The 18593-nt window shown below is 64.1% G+C and carries 19 protein-coding genes and 1 tRNA gene; 9 read left to right on the top strand and 11 right to left on the bottom strand.

Features of this window, described 5'->3' with window-relative positions; genetic code table 11:
- The first annotated feature begins 212 nt into the window (after positions 1-212).
- Both M2320_RS21810 and M2320_RS21805 read left to right on the top strand, forming a co-directional pair.
- On the top strand, positions 213-950 hold the full coding sequence (locus M2320_RS21810) for a tyrosine-type recombinase/integrase (RefSeq protein WP_264599092.1): 738 nt from the start codon (positions 213-215) through the stop codon (positions 948-950).
- 27 nt (positions 951-977) lie between these two features.
- A complete protein-coding gene (locus tag M2320_RS21805) occupies positions 978-1451 on the top strand; it encodes a hypothetical protein (protein WP_264599091.1) in 474 nt (157 codons plus the stop codon).
- A 99-nt stretch (positions 1452-1550) separates the two neighbouring features.
- On the opposite strand, the gene M2320_RS21800 is transcribed toward M2320_RS21805, so the two are convergent.
- Both M2320_RS21800 and M2320_RS21795 read right to left on the bottom strand, forming a co-directional pair.
- A tRNA-Phe gene (locus M2320_RS21800) sits at positions 1551-1626 on the bottom strand.
- Between the two features lie 103 nt (positions 1627-1729).
- A complete protein-coding gene (locus tag M2320_RS21795; RefSeq protein ID WP_264599090.1) occupies positions 1730-2098 on the bottom strand; it encodes a hypothetical protein in 369 nt (122 codons plus the stop codon).
- 277 nt (positions 2099-2375) lie between these two features.
- On the opposite strand from M2320_RS21795, the gene infA reads away from it, so the two are divergent.
- The 4 genes from infA (at position 2376) to M2320_RS21775 (ending at position 4766) form a co-directional block, all read left to right on the top strand.
- Positions 2376-2594 carry a translation initiation factor IF-1 gene (gene infA, locus M2320_RS21790; RefSeq protein WP_088522381.1) on the top strand — a complete coding sequence of 73 codons (219 nt, stop codon included), beginning with the start codon at positions 2376-2378 and terminating at the stop codon, positions 2592-2594.
- A 6-nt stretch (positions 2595-2600) separates the two neighbouring features.
- The gene (locus M2320_RS21785) at positions 2601-3245 is read left to right on the top strand and encodes a Maf family nucleotide pyrophosphatase (protein WP_184429559.1); all 645 of its coding nucleotides are present in this window, start codon (positions 2601-2603) and stop codon (positions 3243-3245) included.
- Complete coding sequence (locus M2320_RS21780; protein ID WP_264599089.1) at positions 3242-3439, top strand: DNA gyrase inhibitor YacG; 198 nt, start codon at positions 3242-3244, stop codon at positions 3437-3439. Before M2320_RS21785 ends, M2320_RS21780 begins: the two co-directional genes overlap by 4 nt.
- 79 nt (positions 3440-3518) lie before the next feature.
- On the top strand, positions 3519-4766 hold the full coding sequence (locus M2320_RS21775; protein ID WP_210304562.1) for an NRAMP family divalent metal transporter: 1248 nt from the start codon (positions 3519-3521) through the stop codon (positions 4764-4766).
- Here the strand turns inward: M2320_RS21775 and msrQ are convergent.
- Positions 4740-5342 (bottom strand): protein-methionine-sulfoxide reductase heme-binding subunit MsrQ, encoded by a 603-nt coding sequence (msrQ, locus tag M2320_RS21770; RefSeq protein ID WP_264599088.1) that lies wholly within the window; start codon positions 5340-5342, stop codon positions 4740-4742. The genes M2320_RS21775 and msrQ overlap by 27 nt on opposite strands.
- Complete coding sequence (gene msrP / locus M2320_RS21765) at positions 5339-6268, bottom strand: protein-methionine-sulfoxide reductase catalytic subunit MsrP (protein ID WP_264599087.1); 930 nt, start codon at positions 6266-6268, stop codon at positions 5339-5341. The genes msrQ and msrP overlap by 4 nt, the downstream gene beginning before the upstream one ends.
- 283 nt (positions 6269-6551) lie before the next feature.
- On the opposite strand from msrP, the gene ilvC reads away from it, so the two are divergent.
- Both ilvC and M2320_RS21755 read left to right on the top strand, forming a co-directional pair.
- Positions 6552-7571 carry a ketol-acid reductoisomerase gene (ilvC, locus tag M2320_RS21760; protein ID WP_184429555.1) on the top strand — a complete coding sequence of 340 codons (1020 nt, stop codon included), beginning with the start codon at positions 6552-6554 and terminating at the stop codon, positions 7569-7571.
- A 265-nt stretch (positions 7572-7836) separates the two neighbouring features.
- The gene (locus M2320_RS21755) at positions 7837-8277 is read left to right on the top strand and encodes a nuclear transport factor 2 family protein (protein WP_264599086.1); all 441 of its coding nucleotides are present in this window, start codon (positions 7837-7839) and stop codon (positions 8275-8277) included.
- 5 nt (positions 8278-8282) lie between these two features.
- On the opposite strand, the gene M2320_RS21750 is transcribed toward M2320_RS21755, so the two are convergent.
- From M2320_RS21750 to M2320_RS21725, 6 genes are all read right to left on the bottom strand, one after another.
- Positions 8283-9971 carry a tetratricopeptide repeat protein gene (locus tag M2320_RS21750; RefSeq protein ID WP_264599085.1) on the bottom strand — a complete coding sequence of 563 codons (1689 nt, stop codon included), beginning with the start codon at positions 9969-9971 and terminating at the stop codon, positions 8283-8285.
- A 198-nt stretch (positions 9972-10169) separates the two neighbouring features.
- On the bottom strand, positions 10170-11027 hold the full coding sequence (gene nadC / locus M2320_RS21745; RefSeq protein ID WP_264599084.1) for a carboxylating nicotinate-nucleotide diphosphorylase: 858 nt from the start codon (positions 11025-11027) through the stop codon (positions 10170-10172).
- On the bottom strand, positions 11008-12579 hold the full coding sequence (locus M2320_RS21740) for an L-aspartate oxidase (protein WP_264599083.1): 1572 nt from the start codon (positions 12577-12579) through the stop codon (positions 11008-11010). Before M2320_RS21740 ends, nadC begins: the two co-directional genes overlap by 20 nt.
- Before the next feature lie 18 nt (positions 12580-12597).
- Positions 12598-13686 (bottom strand): quinolinate synthase NadA, encoded by a 1089-nt coding sequence (nadA, locus tag M2320_RS21735; RefSeq protein ID WP_264599082.1) that lies wholly within the window; start codon positions 13684-13686, stop codon positions 12598-12600.
- A 248-nt stretch (positions 13687-13934) separates the two neighbouring features.
- Complete coding sequence (locus tag M2320_RS21730; RefSeq protein ID WP_264599081.1) at positions 13935-15578, bottom strand: alpha-D-glucose phosphate-specific phosphoglucomutase; 1644 nt, start codon at positions 15576-15578, stop codon at positions 13935-13937.
- 27 nt (positions 15579-15605) lie between these two features.
- Positions 15606-16901: an AmpG family muropeptide MFS transporter gene (locus M2320_RS21725; RefSeq protein ID WP_264599080.1), complete on the bottom strand. Its 1296-nt coding sequence runs from the start codon at positions 16899-16901 to the stop codon at positions 15606-15608.
- Between the two features lie 118 nt (positions 16902-17019).
- Here M2320_RS21725 and M2320_RS21720 point away from each other — a divergent pair, with 118 nt between their 5' ends.
- Positions 17020-17469, top strand: a complete 450-nt coding sequence (locus M2320_RS21720) for an RrF2 family transcriptional regulator (RefSeq protein WP_184429548.1) — start codon at positions 17020-17022, stop codon at positions 17467-17469.
- A gap of 17 nt (positions 17470-17486) precedes the next feature.
- Here M2320_RS21720 and M2320_RS21715 read toward each other — a convergent pair whose 3' ends face one another.
- Entirely contained in the window at positions 17487-18506 is a 1020-nt protein-coding gene (locus M2320_RS21715) for an enoyl-CoA hydratase/isomerase family protein (protein ID WP_264599079.1), read from the bottom strand.
- Positions 18507-18593: the final 87 nt, after the last annotated feature.

Raw genomic sequence — 18593 nt, 5'->3', positions numbered from 1 at the left:
CGCGCAGAAGCTTTTGCAGCTTGTCGTAAAAGGCGTGGCCAGGCGAGCGCGGGATCTCCGACCAGACGGCGATAAGATCTTCTTGAACGCCCTCGTCCCGCCTCATCGCCATCGCCAAAAACCCCGTCGAGTTTACGTGACTCAAGGGAATCAGCGCCAGCCGACTTCGTCAACGGGCAGTTAAGCCGCTCCGCGATATGCCACTCGCAAAGATGGACCGGCCTTTCATCTTCGCCCTCCGGGACAAGAAAATTTTCCCCAAGCGGGGGCGCTGGCTCGCAAATTACACGGTCACGGTTCTTTCTATCCTCCTGCTGTTCGCCAAGGACCGGGGATGGATCAAGGAAAACCCGCTCGCGGAGCGCGTCAAGAAAATCCGGAACACCTCAGAGGAGGTGGCGAATCGGCCATGGTCTGAGGCTGAGCGCCGCGTGGTCATCGAACGCGCGCCGCCCCAACTGCGCCTCCCGTTGGCGCTCGCCATGTGTGGGGGCCTGCGGAAAGGTGACTTCCTGAAAGTCACGCTCTCGGCGCTAAAGGATGGGGGAATCACTGTCCGCACTTCGAAGCGCGGCGTTCCCGTCTGCCTGCCCCTTCATCCGATCTTGAAGCGCGCCCTCGCTGAGCGCCCCGAGAGTGACGCGGTTCAGATCGCCGTCAACTCACACGGCGAGCCGTGGACAGAGACTGGCTTCAACGCGTCATGGCGCACGTTCAAGAAACGGCTGGAGGCCGAAGGCTTGGTTGAGCCGGGCCTCACTCCCCACGGGCTGCGTCACACGCTGGGTACGCTTCTACGCGAGGCCGGCGCGGATGACCGGACGATTGCCGACGTACTGGGGCAAAAGTCCACGGCAATGGCGCGGCACTATTCAGAAAACGCCAAGCTGCCGGAAGAGGCCCGCAAAATGGTCGCGGGGCTCAATTTGACCGGCGATCCTTTAGAATGAGTCGGCTCACGCTGATTCGGTGCAGACATGGACAATATCGATCACTTCAACACTCTTACGGGCCTAATTTTCGATGAGCTTTACCGATCTTTCCCCCTCCCCATAAGCTATTTCCACGGCGACAAAGCGCTTGCGACAATGGGTGTCGAGATAAGCTATACAACGAGCGAATTTTTTGACGAAGAATTACCTAACGAATATGGCAATCTTCCCGGCACAGAAATCAAATCGTACCGCTTTCTGATCGAAACTCTTTCGTGGCTGCGCACTGAAGGCTTCATTCTCGCCGATGGCGACCACGCAAATCGAGATGTGGTTTTAACCTCCAAGGCTCTCACGGCCTTGAACGCCACGCCCGCGACCTTGAAAGGCGAAGAGAGTCTCGGCAAGCAAATCGGCAAGGCTGCCAAAAATGTTGGCGCTGAGACTGGGAAGCAGACCATCGGGCAGCTTGTAAGCTGGGTCTTCGGCTTCGCCGTAAAGGGATATTTCGGAGGCTAGGGTCATCCCGAAAGAACGAACCCGGAAAAGATTTTGTCTACACGACACGACTTTTTTGTCTACGTCGCGTGGGCATCTCGGCTAAGTTGTTGATTTTGATGGTGCCCAGGGGCGGAATCGAACCACCGACACTGCGATTTTCAGTCGCATGCTCTACCAACTGAGCTACCTGGGCGGCTGCGGCTCAACGCCGAAGCACGGGCCTTATAGAAAGCACATTTGCGCTTGTCCAGCCCTCCAAACGCCAGTTCTGCAAAATTCTGTCACAGACCTGCGACTTATCCGGCCGACGTCCACAGACGCTTGGCGTTGGCCCGGGCTTTCCGGCGCGCCGGCTGGGTCGCCGCTTCCGCCACGTCGAACATGTGATGCGCCATCGCCGTCGCATCGGCCTGGCCCATCATCAACCGCAAGGTCGCCTTGGCGGTCTGCAAGGCGCCGGCTTGAAGCCCCTCCGCCGTCGCCTGGAGTTTTTCTGTGACCATTTCCCGCGTTTCGCGTTGCGCGTGAGGGGAGCCGAATCCGGTCGCCGCCGCCGCGATCATCGGCAAGCGCGCCGCGATCGTCTGAGACGCGGCGAGACTGACTTCCGTCATGTCCCACCAGGAGTTCGCCAGTCGCCGATTGAAGGCAAAGATATCGTTCATGACCCACCGTCCCTCGAAATGCCCCACATAACGCCTGTGGCGGAGAAAAGACTCGTACGCTCCTCCCACGCGCCATTGGCAGGCGCGTCACAATTTGTTATAGCGCGGCGGATATCAGCGCGATTTGCCTCGCTGAACGTCCTGCCGCCCCAGGGGAGACAGGCGTGAACTTCGCCGCGACTTTCGATCTTGCGCGGCCTGCGCGCCGATGACAAGCGTCTTTTTCTCCTCCCAAGGTACAGGGGGAGGGACGCAGGCCGACCATGATAGGAACCCGATGTCGAAGGAAGAACTGCTTGAATTTCCCGGTGTCGTCAGCGAATTGCTGCCGAACGCCACTTTCCGCGTGACGCTCGACAACGATCACGAGATCATCGCGCACACCGCCGGCAAAATGCGCAAGAACCGCATCCGCGTGCTGACCGGAGATCGCGTCCTGGTGGAGATGACGCCCTACGATCTCACCAAGGGCCGCATCACCTACCGTTTCAAATAGCCTCCCTTGTTCGCCGCAAGCCCTCCCCGCCCCGCGCATCTCGCGCTCGCCTCCGGATCGCCGCGCCGGTTGGCGCTGCTGCAGCAGATCGGCATCGAGCCCGACGCGCTGCTCCCGGCGGACCTCGACGAGACCCCCGGCCGCAACGAATCGCCCCGAAAACTGGCGGCGCGTCTGTCGCTGGAAAAGGCGCGGGCGGGCGCGCATGTGGCGCGCGCGCGCGAAAATCTTTCGCCCTGCTTTGTCGTCGCCGCCGACACGGTCGTCTGCGTCGGCCGTCGCATTCTGCCGAAATGCGAAACCGTGGAACAGGCCGAGGATTGCCTGCGGCTGCTGTCGGGACGCGCGCATCGCGTCTATACCGGCGTCACCGTGATCGACCCGCAGGGCCGCGAACGGTCGCGGCTGGTCGAAACCCGGCTGCGCTTCAAGCGCCTGTCGTCGCGCGAAATCGAGGCCTATCTCGCCGGGCGCGAATGGGCGGGCAAGGCCGGCGGCTACGCCATCCAGGGCGCCGCGGGCGGTTTTGTGGTGCAGCTTGTCGGCTCCTACACCGCCGTGGTCGGCCTGCCGCTCTATGAGACGCGCGCCCTCCTCGACGGCCTGGGTTTTCCCGCGCATGATCTGCGGGCGGTCGGAGCGGCGGTGTGACGGAGACAAAAGGTTCGGCGAAGGACAAGCCGGCCCCCTGCCCGATCTGCGGCAAGCCGGTCGATCCCAAATACAAGCCCTTCTGCTCGAAGCGTTGCGCCGATGTCGACCTGCACCGCTGGTTGAACAATTCCTATTCGATCGCCGGCGCGCCCGCCGACGAGGCCCCCGCCGGCGACCCGTCCGAACAGTAAGTCCGGCAATCTAGACCTTTGCGATTGCGGCGCCTCGTCCCGCGGCGCACTATGCGCGCCGATTGATTTGAGCGATGCAATGACGGCCCTGAGCGAACCTGCCCCCACCAAGAAATCCCGCCTGGCGCGTTTTCTGGCCGTGGCCGGCCCCGGACTGGTGGTGATGCTGGCCGACACCGACGCCGGCAGCGTGATCACCGCGGCGCAGAGCGGCGCCTCCTGGGGCTTCCGGCTGCTGTGGCTGCAGATCATCCTCATCCCCATCCTGTTCGTGGTGCAGGAGCTCACGGTGCGCATCGGGATCGCCACCGGCGAAGGCCATGCGCAATTGATTCTGCGCCATTTCGGCCGGTTCTGGGCCTGGGCCTCGGTATCCACCCTGCTGGTCGCCTGTCTGGGCGCCCTGCTCAGCGAATTCGCCGGACTGGCGGGCGTCGGCGCGCTGCTCGGCCTGTCCCCGCCCCTGACGATGGCGCTGGTGGTCGGCGCCCTGATCGCCATGGCCTATTCGCACTCCTATCTCACCGTCGAGCGCATCGCCATCGCGATCGGGGCGTTCGAACTGGTGTTCCTCGTCGTCGTCCTGCTGGCGCAGCCCGACCCTGCGACGGTCGCGGCGCAAATCGCCGACATCCCCCTGCACAACGACAAATACCTTTATCTGATCGCCGCCAATATCGGCGCGGTGATCATGCCGTGGATGGTGTTCTTCCAGCAGAGCGCGGTGGTCGAAAAGAAGCTGACGCCCGAGGACTTGCCGGCGGCGCGGCTCGACACGATCCTCGGCGCCATCCTCACCCAGATCATCATGGCCTCGGTGCTGGTCGCCACGGCGGCGACGCTCGGACGCACGGGCGAAGCCGCCGATCTCGACACGGTGCAGCGCATCGCCGAGGCCATCACCCCCTTCCTCGGCGAATTCGGCGGCAAATTGCTGTTCGGCCTCGGCATGACCGGCGCGGCGCTGGTCGCGGCCATCGTCGTCAGCCTGACGGCGGCGCGCACCTTGAGCGAAATGCTCGACGTCAAATGCAGCCTCGACGATTCGCCGCGCGAGGCGCCCTGGTTTTACGGGGCCTATACGCTGGCCCTGATCGGCTGCGGCCTCATCGTCGCCTCGGGCGTCAATCTGGTGTCGCTCAGCGTCGGCGTGCAGGTGATGAATGCGCTGCTTCTGCCCTTCGTGCTCGGCTTCCTCTATCTTTTGGCGCGCCGGCTGCCAAAACTTTTTCGCCTGCGCGGCTTCAACGCCTTTGTCTGCGCCGTCGTGATCGTCATCGCCTCGTCATTCGGCGTCTATTCAGGCTTTATGGGGCTGTTCGAATGACGGACGGCGCTTCGGCGCCAGACGAACCAGCAGCAGCGCCAGAGCGGCGCCCGCATAAAGCAACGGCTCCAAGGGCCAGCTCTTCACGGCAAAAATGAAATGGGCGGCGGCCAGCAGCGCCGCCGGATAGACCAGCCTGTGCAGGCGCGTCCAGTTTTTCGCGCCGAGCCGCTTGATCATGGCGTTGGTCGAGGTCGCCGCCAGCGGAATCAGCAGCAACAGGCAGGCCATGCCGATGAAGGCATAGGGGCGCTTGAGGATTTCGCGGGTGATTTCGGCCCAATCAAAACTGTGGTCGAGCCCGATGAAGGCGAGCAGGTGCAGGCTGGCGTAGTAAAAACACAGCAGGCCGAGCGCACGGCGATAGCGCAGCAGGTTGACGCCAAAAAACCGGCGCAAGGGCGTCACGCACAGCGCGGCGAGCAGAAAACGCAACGCCCAGAGTCCAAGCGTCTGTTCGAGGGCGCGGATCGGGTCCGGCCCGGTGGTCCCGGCGAGGCCGCCGCCGAAGGCGACCACGGCCGGAACAAACCCCAAAGCATAGACCGCCCAGACGGGGAAGCCGCGCGTCTTCAATAATTCGCCCTCAGGTCCATGCCGGAATAGAGGCTGGCGACGGACTCGTAGCCGTTGAACATCAAAGTCGGCCGCCGCTTGGCGAACAGGCCGCCCTCGCCGATGCGCCGCTCGGTCGCCTGGCTCCAGCGCGGGTGATCGACGCCAGGGTTCACATTGGCGTAAAATCCGTATTCGTCGGGCGCGATCATGTTCCACGAGGTTTTGGGCTGCTCGGCGACCAGCGTCATGCGCACGATCGACTTGATGCCTTTAAACCCATATTTCCAAGGAACGACCAGCCGCAGCGGCGCGCCGTTCTGGTTGGGCAGCGGCTCGCCATAAAGGCCGGTCGCCAGGAGGGTCAGCGGGTGCATGGCCTCGTCGAGCCGCAAGCCCTCGCGATAGGGCCAGGGAATGATTTTCGGAAAACTGCGCTGCCCCGGCATTTCCTCGGGCCGCACCAGCGTCTCGAAGGCCACATATTTGGCGCCCGCTTGCGGCTGCGCCCGCTTGATCGCCTCGGCCAGAGGAAACCCGAGCCAGGGGATGACCATCGACCAACCCTCGACGCAGCGCATGCGGTAAATCCGCTCCTCCATCGAAAAGGGTTTGAGAAAGTCCTCGAGCGCGTAATCCGCGGGCTTTTCGACGAGGCCGTCGATGCGCAGCGTCCAGGGTTTTGTTTTCAGGCGGCCGGCCTTGGCGGCGGGATCGCTCTTGTCGGTCCCGAACTCGTAGAAATTGTTGTAGCTGGTGATGTCGGCGCGGCTGTTGGGCTTTTCGTCGGTGGAATAAGGCGACGTCGCCGCCCGCGCGCCAAAACCGGCGAGGCCAAGCCCGAGCCCCGCCCCGGCGGCCAGAAACTCACGGCGCCGCAGCCAGAGCGAACGGGGCGTGATGTCGCTGGAGGCGACTGGCCGATCCGTTCCGACGCGTATGAGCATGACCCGTCTCCTCCCCTGGCCCTGAACGCGGCGGGACCGCGCCCGTTTCATCCCCGAACGCATAAAGCATTGGCAAACTGTGGTGTTTTTGTGATGGCGGCGCGCCCCCGGCCCAGGGGCCGTGCTGGCGCGGCTTGCGGTTGCGGAACAGAGCCGCAATCGACGGGATCAGGCGGGTGGAAAAGCGCGCGCTCCCTTTGACGAGCGGGCGCTGTGCATTTATAGGCGTGCGGGATGAATTCCCCTGGCGGCCTCGCCGTCCTCACCGCGGAAAGCAATAAAAATGCGCGTTTATTACGATAGCGATGCCGACATCAATCTGATCAAGGGCAAGAAGGTCGCCGTGGTCGGCTATGGCTCGCAGGGCCACGCCCATGTGCTCAACCTGCGCGATTCCGGCGTCAAGGACGTCGCGGTCGCCCTGCGCGCCGGCTCCGCCACCGCCAAAAAGGCCGAGGGTGAGGGCGTGAAGGTGCTGACCGTCGCCGAGGCCGCCAAATGGGCCGACGTGCTGATGATGCTCACCCCCGACGAGCTGCAGGCCGACATCTACAAGACCGACATCGCCGACAACATCAAGCCCGGCGCGGCGCTGCTGTTCGCCCACGGCCTCAACGTGCATTTCGGCCTGATCGAGCCGCGCAAGGACATTGACGTGGTCATGGTCGCCCCCAAGGGCCCCGGCCACACCGTGCGCGGCGAATATCTGAAGGGTGGCGGCGTGCCCTGCCTGATCGCCGTCCACCAGGACGCCTCCGGCAACGCCCATGACATCGGCCTGTCCTACGCCTCCGCCATCGGCGGCGGCCGCTCGGGCATTATCGAGACCAATTTCCGCGAGGAATGCGAGACCGACCTGTTCGGCGAGCAGGCTGTGCTCTGCGGCGGTCTGGTCGAGCTGATCCGCGCCGGCTTCGAAACGCTGGTGGAAGCCGGCTATGCGCCCGAAATGGCCTATTTCGAATGCCTGCACGAAGTGAAGCTGATCGTCGACCTCATCTATGAGGGCGGCATCGCCAACATGAACTACTCCATCTCCAACACCGCGGAATGGGGCGAGTATGTCACGGGCCCGCGCATCATCACCAAGGAAACCAAGGCCGAGATGAAGGAAGTCCTCAAGGACATCCAGACCGGCAAGTTCACCTCGGAATGGATGCAGGAATATCGCGCCGGCGCCGCCCGCTTCAAGGGCATCCGCCGCGTCAACGATTCCCACCAGATCGAGGAAGTCGGCGCCAAGCTGCGCGGCATGATGCCCTGGATCGGCAAGAACAAGCTCGTCGACAAGGCGAAGAACTAAGACTTTTGCGGCGCGTCCCACGGGACGCGCCGTTTTCGTTTTGGGCCTGCCTTTTGCAGGCCGTGCCCCCGAGACGGCCTGGGCGGCGTCCGAGCTCTCGTCCGACTTGAGCGGCGCAAGACGACATATCGGCGCCAATCGGTTCTTTGTTTTGTTTTTTTGGCCTGATCGCGCCACACGACTCTTGCTCATTCACCCGACTGGCGCCACCCTTTACAGGCGCGGGGCGCGGTGATCGCAAGTTTCTATGGCGTATAGGATTCCGATGAATTTATTTGAGATGACGCGTGAGGATTTTATCGCCATTTGCCGTGACATTTACGGCCGCCGCGCCCGCGGCGATTTTGAAGCGGCGCTGGCCCTGTTCGACGACAACGCCACCTTCCGCATCCTCGGCTCGCGCGCGCTGATTCCCGCCGCCGGCCTGCGCGTCGGCAAGGACGAGATCCGCGAGGCTTTTCGGACGTTCGAGGTCGACTTTGAAATGGTCCATTTCGACGTCGACGATTTCGTCGCCGACCTGCCGCGCGTCGCCTTCGTCTCCTGGCGCATGACGCTGCGCAGCCGCGGCACCGGCGCGCAAGCCGACATCGAAGGCGTCGACCGCCTGAAATGGCGCGACTTCAAGATTGTCGAATGCGTGCGCTTTCTCGACACGGCGCTGGTCGCCGCGCTGGGCCAGACCGATGAGGACAGCGAACCCTAAATAGACTAGCCGCCATTGCGCGGCGGCGCGGCCGGCGGCGCCTCGATCTTCTGCTCGGCGGTGGGCTGTTTCGGCTCGGTGAGCCCATTGGCGATCTTGCCGAGAATCTTGGGCAGATCGTCCGGCTCGGGATTGAGATCGCGCGCGTGGTTCCACTGGAATTGCGCGTCGAGCTTGCGCCCCGCCTGCCAATAGGCGTCGCCGAGATGGTCGTTGATGGTGGGGTCGCCGGGCTTGAGCTCGATGGCCCGCTCCAGCAGTTTCACCGCATCATCGTAATGGCCCAGCCGGTAATGCGCCCAGCCCAGGGAATCCACGATATAACCGTCTTCGGGCTGCAACTCGACAGCGCGCCGCAGCATCTTGAACGCTTCATCGAGATGCACGCCCTGGTCCACCCAGGAATAGCCGAGATAGTTCAGCACCAAGGGCTGTTCGGGATAGAGTTCCAGCGCCTTTTTGAAATCCGGCTCGGCCTTGTTCCAGACCTTGGCGCGCTCATAGGAAATGCCGCGGAAGTAATAGACCGCCCAAAGACCCTTTTCGCCGGGCGGGCTCAGGTCGATCACGCGGGTATAGGCGTCGGCCGCCTCGAGATATTTCTTCTTGTTGCGCAGCAGGTCGGCGAGCGCCGATTGCGCCTCCGGATTGTCCGGATGCGCTTCGGTGATCTTGCGCAACCGGGCGAGCGCCTCGTCGGGCTTGCCGATGGCGTCGAGCAACAGCGCGATATGGATGTCCGCCGTGGTCCGCATCGGACCGTTTTCCGGCGTCTCGTCATAGACTTCGATGGCGGTGCGGTATTGCTTCAACCGGCTGTAGGCTTCGCCGAGCGTGTCGATCGCAAGCTCATGGGTGGGCGCGAGCGCCAGCGCCAGCCGCAGGAACACGGTGGCGGCGACTTCATCCCCCTGGCGGCCGCCGGAGGAGCCCAAGCCATAAGCGCCGAGGCCGTAAAGCACTTCGGCCGCGCCGCCGCTGACGTCCTTGACCAGCGGATCGAGCTTGCGACCGGCTTCGAGATCGCGCAGCGCCGCCTTCACCATGGGCTGGCGCGGCTGGATTTTCAGATAGGCCGTATAGGCCGCCTTGGCCTCCTCGGTCTTGCCCTGGCGCGACAGGTTGCGCGCATAGGCGTCCACCAGACGCAAAGTGTTCTGGTCGACGGCATAGGCCGCGGCAAAGCGCTTGCCCGCCTCTTCGACATTGCCGGAGACATCGAGCATCAGTCCCGCGTGGAAATCACGGAACACCGCAAGATTCGATTCCGTCAAAGTGTCGACGATCGCCAGGCCGCGCTTGGAATCGCCGCCGCCGACATAGGTCCAGGAATCCAGCAGGATGGCGGTGAGATCGCGCTGGCGCAGGTTGCCGCCGCTGTTGAGCTGCTTGCGCGCCGAAGCGAAATTGCGCGCCTTGATGTCGCGCACGGCGAGCGCCAGCCGCGCCGTGCCGTTCTTCTGGTCGCGCGCCACCAGTTTTTGCGCCAAGGCGAAACAATCGGGCATGTCGCCATTGAGCAGCGTGGCGACGAAGGCGCGTTCGATCAGTTCGAGATTTTGCGGGTCGGCCCGCAGGGTCTCGCGGGCGAAGGTCGAGGCGGCGAACGAATCGTGCTCCGCTTCCGCCACGCGGGCGGACAGATAATTGCCGGCCGGGCTGTCGCTGACCTCGAACGGGTCGGACAGCGACACCGATTCACGCGCCTGGGCCAACCCAGAACCGAGGAAAAGCAGCGAAACCGCCAACAGACCAAGTCTGTGGCCACGCGCGGGCGTAAGGGAGGTTTTCGGCACGAAAGAACTTTCTGGCGGCTTTGCGCAAGTGGCGCGTCGCGAAACGGAGCAATCGCACTGCAAGATGGCGATTTTGCGCTCCGAGCACAAGGGCGCTCAGGTCATTTCTATGTCGAGGCCAAGGTCGAGCGTCGGCGCGGAATGGGTCAGCGCGCCCGCCGAAATCAGATCGACCCCGGTCTCGGCGATCTCCTTCACCGCGGCGAGCGCGACGCCGCCCGAGGCCTCGGCGCGCATGCGGCCGCCGATCATTTTGACAGCCGCGCGCAACTGGTCTGGCGTCATATTGTCGAGCAGGACGACATCGGCGCCTTCCGCCAGAACCTCTTGGAGCTGGTCGAGCGTGTCGACCTCGATCTCGATCTTGACGAGATGCCCGACAAAATTCTTGGCCGCGCGCAGAGCGGGAACGACGCCGCCCGCCACGGCGATGTGGTTGTCCTTGATCAGCACGGCGTCGTCGAGACCGAATCGGTGGTTCATGCCGCCGCCGCAGCGCACCGCGTATTTTTCAAAGGCGCGCAGGCCCGGCGTGGTTTTGCGGGTGCAACAAATCTTTGCCTTGGTGTGGGCGATGGCCTGCGCATAATGCGAGGTCAGGGTGGCGACGCCGCACAGGCGTCCCAAAAAGTTGAGCGCCACCCGCTCCGCAGACAGAATGCCTCGTGCGGACCCTTCGATGCGCGCGACGATGGCGCCCGGGGACAAATGATCGCCGTCGCCGGCCAGAGCTTCAAAGGTCAGGCTGGGATCGACCAGCTCGAACGCTTTTTTCGCCAGATCGAGCCCGGCCAGCACGCCCGGCTTTTTCCGCGCCGCGATCACCGCGCGGGCGCGGGCTTCGGCGGGAATGGTCGCCTGCGAGGTGATGTCCCCGGCCCGGCCAAAATCCTCGTCGAGGGCGGCGCGAACCGCCTGTTCGACGATGAGCGGATTAAGCACGGGCAAGGACATGGGATTTCTCTTCAGTTGCTAAGGCGCGGGCCAAAGCGAGCGCCTCGTCGAGCGTGAGGCTGGAGCGCTGCGCCTGCTTGGGATCGGCCTGCGGGTAATCGGTGCGAAAATGCCCGCCCCGGCTTTCGCGGCGGTTGTAAGCGGCGGCGGCGATCAGGAGCGCCGCCTCGGCGCGATTGCGCAGGTCGAGATTTTCGGAAACAACCGCCTTGTCGCGCAAGCGCAGCAGCCGCACGACCGCAATGCGCAACCCCTTGTCGTCGCGCAAAACACCGACATGGCGCTGCATGATCTCGCGGATTTCGCGGGCGCCGGCGGCGTCGGGCGGGACGGCGCGGGGCGCGGACGCCGGCGTTTTTGGCGCGGGCAGCCTGGGCAAAACGGTTTGGACGTCCTCGGCAGCGCGGGCGGCGAACACCACGGCCTCCAAGAGACTGTTGGAGGCGAGCCGATTGCCGCCGTGCAGGCCGGTCGAACCGCTTTCGCCCGCCGCCCACAGGCCGGGCAGACTGGTGCGGCCGCGCGCGTCGGTCCACAGTCCGCCCATATGATAATGCTCGGCCGGCGCAACGGGAATCGGCTGCGTTGCGGGATCGATGCCGGCTTCGAGGCAGGCGCTCGCGACATTGGGGAATTTTTCGGCGAAAGCCGCGCCGACCGCCTGGGTGGCGTCGAGGAAGGCGCCGCGTCCGCCCGAGACTTCGGCGAAGACGCCGCGCGCGACGACATCACGGGGCGCAAGCTCCGCATCCCTGTGCAACGCCGGCATGAACCTCTTGCCGGCGCGATTGACGAGAATGGCGCCCTCGCCGCGCAAAGCTTCGGTGGCGAGCGGCGCGGGATCGCGGCCGATGTCGATGGCGGTGGGATGGAACTGCACGAATTCGGCGTCGGCGATTCGCGCCCCGGCGCGCGCGCCCATGGCCAGGGCCGCGCCGGTCGCTTGCGGCGGGTTGGTGGTCAGCGCGAACAGCGCGCCGATTCCGCCGGTCGCCACAATCGTAGCGCGGGCGGTAAACGTTTTATACGCGCCCTGAGCATCGCGGGCGAAGACGCCGGCGACGCGGCCATCCTCAAGGATCAGGTCTTCAGCAACATAACCCTCGACCACGTTGACCGAGGGCGTGGCGCGAACTCTTGCAATCAGCGCGGCCATAATCGCAGCGCCGGCGCCGTCGCCCTTCACCCGCACAATGCGTCGCGCCGAATGCGCCGCCTCCTGCGAGGGAAGCAGCGCGCCGGAGGCGTCGCGGTCAAACGGCGCGCCAAACGCCAACAGATCGTTGACGCGGGCGCCCGCCTCGCGCGCGACGGACAAAGCGAGGTCCTTGTCGACGATCCCCGCCCCCGCAACCTCCGTGTCCTTGGCGTGCAATTCCGGGCTGTCGCTGGGCAGGACGGCGGCGGCGACGCCGCCCTGCGCCCAGGCCGAGGACGAGCCCTCGCCCAGAGGCGCCGCGACCAACAGGGTCACCGGCTGCGGCGCGAGTTTGAGCGCGCAGAACAGGCCGGCGAGCCCGCCGCCGACGATGAGAATATCAGACCTGGGCATGACGCCCTCCCGAGCGGCCTATTTGACCGCGATCATCCGCTCCACCGACCGGCGGGCGCGGGCGGCGAGGGCGGGGTCGATGACCACCTCCTCGCGCATGTAGACAAGGCTGTCGAGGATCTTCGGCAGGGTGATGCGCTTCATGTGCGGGCACAGATTGCAGGGGCGGATGAAATCCACCCCGGGCGTCTCCGCCGCAACATTGTCGGCCATCGAGCATTCGGTGACCAACAGGACTTTTTTCGGCCGGCGCGTCTTCACATAGTCGATCATCGCCGCCGTGGAGCCCGAGAAATCGCAGACATCCACGACTTCCGGCGGGCATTCGGGATGGGCGATCAGTTCGATGCCCGGTTCAGCCTCGCGATAGCCCAGGAGTTCCTCGGGCGTGAAGCGCTCGTGGACTTCGCAGGCGCCATGCCAGGCGATAATTTTGACTTTGGTCTGGCGCGCGACATTGGCGGCCAGAAAACGGTCGGGGACCATGATGACAGTGTCGACGCCGAGGCTCTCGACGATCTTCACCGCATTGGACGAGGTGCAGCAAATGTCCACCTCGGCCTTCACATCGGCGGAGGTGTTGACATAGGCGACGACCGGAACGCCCGGATATTTGCGCTTGAGCGCGCGCACATCCTCGCCGGTGATCGAGGCCGCCAGCGAGCAGCCGGCCTGGCTGTCGGGGATCAGCACGGTTTTGTCGGGGCTGAGAATTTTCGAGGTCTCAGCCATGAAATGCACGCCGCCCTGCACGATCACGTCGGCTTCCGACTGTTCGGCGATGCGGGCGAGCTGCAGGCTGTCGCCGACCACGTCGGCGACGCAATTGTAGATTTCCGGCGTCTGGTAATTATGCGCCAGGATGACGGCGTTGCGCTGCTTCTTCAGCTCGTTGATCGCCTTCACATAGGGCGCATGAAACGGCCATTCGATCGGCGGGATGATCGCCTTGACCTTTTCATAGAGATGCGCGGTTTCGCGGGCGACTTCCGGCGTCCAGGCGAGATTGGGCAGCGCCACGGGGGCGAATCGAGCTTCACGGCGCTTTTGGGCGTCGGGGAGATGAGCGGGCGAACCGAGGACGGCTTTGGCTGAAGTGGCCTGCATGACGCTTACCCCCTTATGCTCATATTGAGCATAACACGCACCCAAAAATACGCCGATTACCGGCGTCATGCTTCCTACATATACTCAGTCTGAGCATAATGCAAGGGCGTTAAGGTCTGCGGCTTTGTTGGGGCGTGAGCTCGGCGGCGACGCGGAGAGCCGACCGGGAGGCGGGACCGCCCTCGCCCTTCGAGACGGCGGCGATGCCGCCTCCTCAGGGTGAGGGCTCTTGATAAATCAGGCGAAAATCAGGTGATCACAGTCGGCGCGTCGCGGCCGGTGTGCTTTTTGATTTCCGCAAGGCTCCCGGCCAGCGCGATCAACTCGGCGAGCGCGCTTTGCGTCTCCAGGTCGTGGCGCGCGGAATCGGGCTCGTAGCGCTCGATATAGACGCGCAGGGTCGCGCCCGAGGTGCCGGTGCCCGACAGCCGATAGACGATGCGCGAGCCCTCAGTGAACAGGATGCGAACCCCCTGCTGCTGCGACAAGGACCCGTCGATCGGGTCGAGGTAAGAAAAATCGTCGGCCGCCGCGACGGTCAGGCTCCCAAAATTTTTGCCCGGCAGGCTGGCGAGTTTTTCGCGCAAGCCGGCCACCAGCGCATTGGCGCCCTCGGTGGCGACTTCCTCATAATCGTGGCGCGAATAATAGTTGCGGCCGAATTCCGACCAATGCGCGCGCACGATGTCCTTCACGCTCTGCTTGCGCGCCGCCAGAATATTCAGCCACATCAGGACGGCCCAAAGCCCGTCCTTTTCGCGGACATGGTTGGAGCCGGCGCCGGCGCTTTCCTCGCCGCAGATCGTCACTTTGCCGGCGTCCAGCAAATTGCCGAAAAACTTCCAGCCGGTCGGGGTTTCAAAAATGCCGACGCCCAGCTTTTTCGCCACGCGGTCGGCGGCGCCGCTGGTCGGCATGGAGCGGGCGACGCCGGCAATGCCTTGCGCATAGCCGGGCGCCAGATGGGCGTTGGCGGCGATGATCGCCAGCGAATCCGAGGGCGTGACGAACTGGCCGCGTCCGATCACCAGATTGCGGTCGCCGTCGCCGTCGGAGGCCGCGCAAATGTCCGGCGCCGCGTCGGACATGGCGAGATCGTAAAGATGCTTGGCGTGGACGAGGTTCGGGTCGGGGTGGTGGTGGCCGAAATCGGGCAGCGGCTCGCCATTCAAAACGGTTCCGGGCGCGGCGCCGAGGTCGCCTTCCAGAATCGCCTTGGCGTAGGGACCGGTCACCGCGCTCATCGCGTCGAATGTCATGGTGAAGCCGGAGGCGAACAGCGCGCGGATCGCGGCGAAATCGAACAGGCTGGCCATGAGGTCGCGATAGATCGCCACGGGATCGATGATCCGCACTTTTGTCGCGCCGACAAAAATCTCGCCGAGGTGATCGATGTCCACATCGGGCGCGTCGACCGTCTTGTAGCTTTCGATCACCTTGCTATGGGCGAAAATCGCCTCGGTGATCTTTTCCGGCGCCGGGCCGCCAGCGGAAATATTATATTTGATGCCGAAATCGGCGTCGGGGCCGCCGGGATTGTGGCTCGCCGACAGCACGATGCCGCCGAACGCTTTTTCGTGGCGGATCACGGCGGAAGCGGCGGGCGTCGACAAAATTCCGCCGCGACCGACGATGATTTCGCCAAACCCGTTGGCCACAGCCATTTTCAAAATGATCTGGATGGCTTCGCGGTTGAAATACCGGCCGTCGCCGCCGACGACGAGCGCCTTGCCCTCAAACCCTTCCAGCGCGGCAAAGATCGACTGGACGAAATTGGCCAGATAGTGCGGTTGCTCGAAAACCTTGGTTTTCTTGCGCAGGCCGGACGTGCCCGGACGCTGGTCGTTGAAGGGTTTGGTCGCAACAATCTTGATCGGCAGCGGCGCGTTCATCGGCTCACCTGTTCTTGGAATGCGGCTTCATGCCAGAGAGTTTTCTTCCGCGCCAGCCTTGGTTTGCGCAGCATAGACGCGCCAGACCGCCAGGCACAGCGCCGCCACCGGCAGGCCGATGCAACTCGTGGCGACAAAAAACGCGGCATAGCCGAATTTTGCCGCGGCAAAGCCGGAAAAGCCGCCCAGAATCTTGCCGGGCAGCGCGTAGAGCGAGGACAAAAGCGCATATTGCGCGGCGGCGTGCAGCGGCGAGACCAGCGACGACATGAAGGCGACCAGCGCCGTCCCGGCAAAACCTCCGGCGAAATTCTCGACGCAGATCGCCACGGTCAGCATGCGGATGTCATGGCCGACATGGGCGAGCAGGGCGAGGCTCAGATGCGAGGCCGCCGCCGCCATCCCGCCGACCAGCAGCGTCGGCATCAGTCCGAAGCGCGACGCGCTCCAGCCGCCGGCGAAGATGCCGGTAAGCCCCACCGCAAACCCGAACACCTTGGTGATGTTGGCGATATCCGTCTTCGAAAAGCCGAGGTCGATATAGAGCGGATTGGCCATCACGCCCGACAAAAAGTCGGGCAGGCGGTAGATGGCGAGCAGCAGCAGAAACAAGATGGTGTGCCGCCCATTGCGCGCAAAAAACTCCTTGAGCGGCTCGGCATAGGTTTCGACCAGCGAGCGATGCGCGCCGGGCGCTGTCTCGATATGGTTCTGCGGCTCCGGCGCCAAAAGATTGGCGACCATCCCCACCAGCATCAGTGACGCCATCACCAGATAGGCCGCGCGCCAGGAATAGAATTGCGCCAGATAAAGCGCCCCGGCGCCGGCGCAGAGCAGAGCGATCTTGTAGCCGACCTGGCTGGCGGCCGACATCGCCCCCTGCTTTTCCGGCGGCGCCACGGCGATGCGCCAGCCGTCGATGGTGATGTCCTGGGTCGAGCCGCAAAAACCGAGCAGGAAACTGAAGACGATGGTCCAGAGCAGGCCGTTGCCGGGATCGCCGAAGGCGAGGCCGGCGAGGCAGAGCATGACGCCGATTTGAATGAGCGCCATCCAGCCGCGCCGGCGCCCAAGTTTTCGTCCCAAAAATGGCGCGTCAAATCGGTCGAGCAGCGGCGCCCATAAAAATTTGAGCGAATAGGCCAGCGCCACCCAGGAGATCATGCCAATGGCCTCCTTGCTGACGCCCACTTCGCGCAACCACGTGGATTGCGTCGAAAACACCAGAAGGAAGGGCAGGCCGGAGGAAAAGCCCAGGCCCAGCATCATGGTGAGCGTGCGGTCGGCGAAAATTTTTGGGCGGCGCGGCGATTCGGTATCCATGCGCCCGACTATCGCATGAAAAGCGTGAAATTTGGACAAAGACGCCTTAGTTTCTCTAGTCAATTACTGGATTGCGGGCGCCCGATGCTGATATGTTGGGCGCCGAAGGGATTCGCGTATGCTCACCAACAAGGGGAAATACGGCCTCAAGGCCATGGTTCATCTCGCAGGCATGGAGCCGGGCGCGCTCGCCCAGGTGCAGGATATCGCCGACCGGAACAATATCCCCAAGAAATTTCTGGACCAAATCCTATCGGAATTGCGCAACGCCGGATTGGTGTTTTCGAAAAAGGGCAAGGGGGGAGGCTATGCACTGGCTCAACCCGCCCACAAGATCAGCGTCGGCCAGATCGTGCGCGTGCTTGACGGCCCGCTCGCGCCGATCCAATGCGCCAGCGTCACCGCCTATCGGCCCTGCGACGATTGCGACGACGAAAAGGGCTGCGCCGTCCGGCTGATGATGGTCAAGGCGCGCAACGCCCTCGCCGCCGTGCTCGACAACCACAGCCTCGCCGACATGCGCGCGCAGAGCAATCCGGAAGAAGCGCAGTTCAGCTACCAGATTTGAAGCCGCCGCTCCCGCAGCTATGCGAAATAGCGGGAAATCTCAGCCTCGCCCACATCGTCCAGCCGCGCCGGCGTCCATTTGGGCGCGCGGTCCTTGTCGATGACCGCCGCGCGTATCCCCTCGGGGAAATCGGAACCGCCCAGACAGGCGGAGGCCGCGACCAGCTCCATGTCGAGGCAGGGGGCCAGGCGGCCATACGCCCTCGCCTGTCGCAGCGCGCGCAGCGTGACCTTCAGCGAGGTCGGCGAATGTTTTCCCAGCTGCGCGAGCGCCGCCTGGGCCGCAGGCTCGGGCCGCGCCGCGAGGGCCGCGCAAATCTCTTCGACCGTGTCGGCGGCATAGGCGGCGTCGATCCAGGCGCGCTCCTGCGCCAGAGGCGCCGGCCCCACGGGGCCGGACAGAGCCGAAAGCACGGCGCGCACATCGTCATGGGTGGCGCATTCGCGCAGATCGGTCAGGGTCGAGAGCCGGTCCTGGGGCACATAAAGATCGGCCAGGCCGAGCAGCAGGCAATCGGCCGGCCCGGCGCGCCCCGCCGTCATCGCCAGATGCGTCCCAAGCTCGCCGGGGGCGCGCGACAGCAAAAACGTGCCGCCGACATCGGGGATGAAGCCGATGGAGACTTCCGGCATGGCGACGGAAGAGCCCTCGGTGACGATACGATGCGCCGCATGGGCGGAGACGCCGACGCCGCCGCCCATCACAATGCCATGCATGACCACGACGATCGGTTTGGCATATTCGGCGATCATCAGGTTCAGCGCATATTCCTCGCGCCAAAAATCCACGGGCGCCCGGTCGCCTGTGCGCGCCGCATTGTAAATCGCGACAATGTCGCCGCCGGCGCACAGCCCGCGCTCCCCCGCGCCGCGAATCAGGATTGTGGCCACCCGGTCGTCATGGGCCCAGTCCTCCAGCGCCCGGGTGATGATGCGCACCATGTTCACGGTCAGCGCATTGATCGCCTTGGGGCGATTGAGGGTGATCAGGCCGAGGCGGCCTTCGCGGGCAAGCAGGATTTCGGCGTCGTCACTCATGACTCGTCTATAGGCGGGGGCGCGCGCCGGCGAAACCGGGCAAAAATGCGCAATGGATTTGCGCGGTGACCGAAACCTTTGCAGAAT

The organism is Rhodoblastus acidophilus (genome assembly GCF_025961575.1).
GTDB lineage: Bacteria > Pseudomonadota > Alphaproteobacteria > Rhizobiales > Beijerinckiaceae > Rhodoblastus > Rhodoblastus acidophilus_C.
The sequence above is the reverse complement of the archived record's forward strand: the minus strand, read 5'-3'. Positions and strand labels throughout refer to the sequence as shown.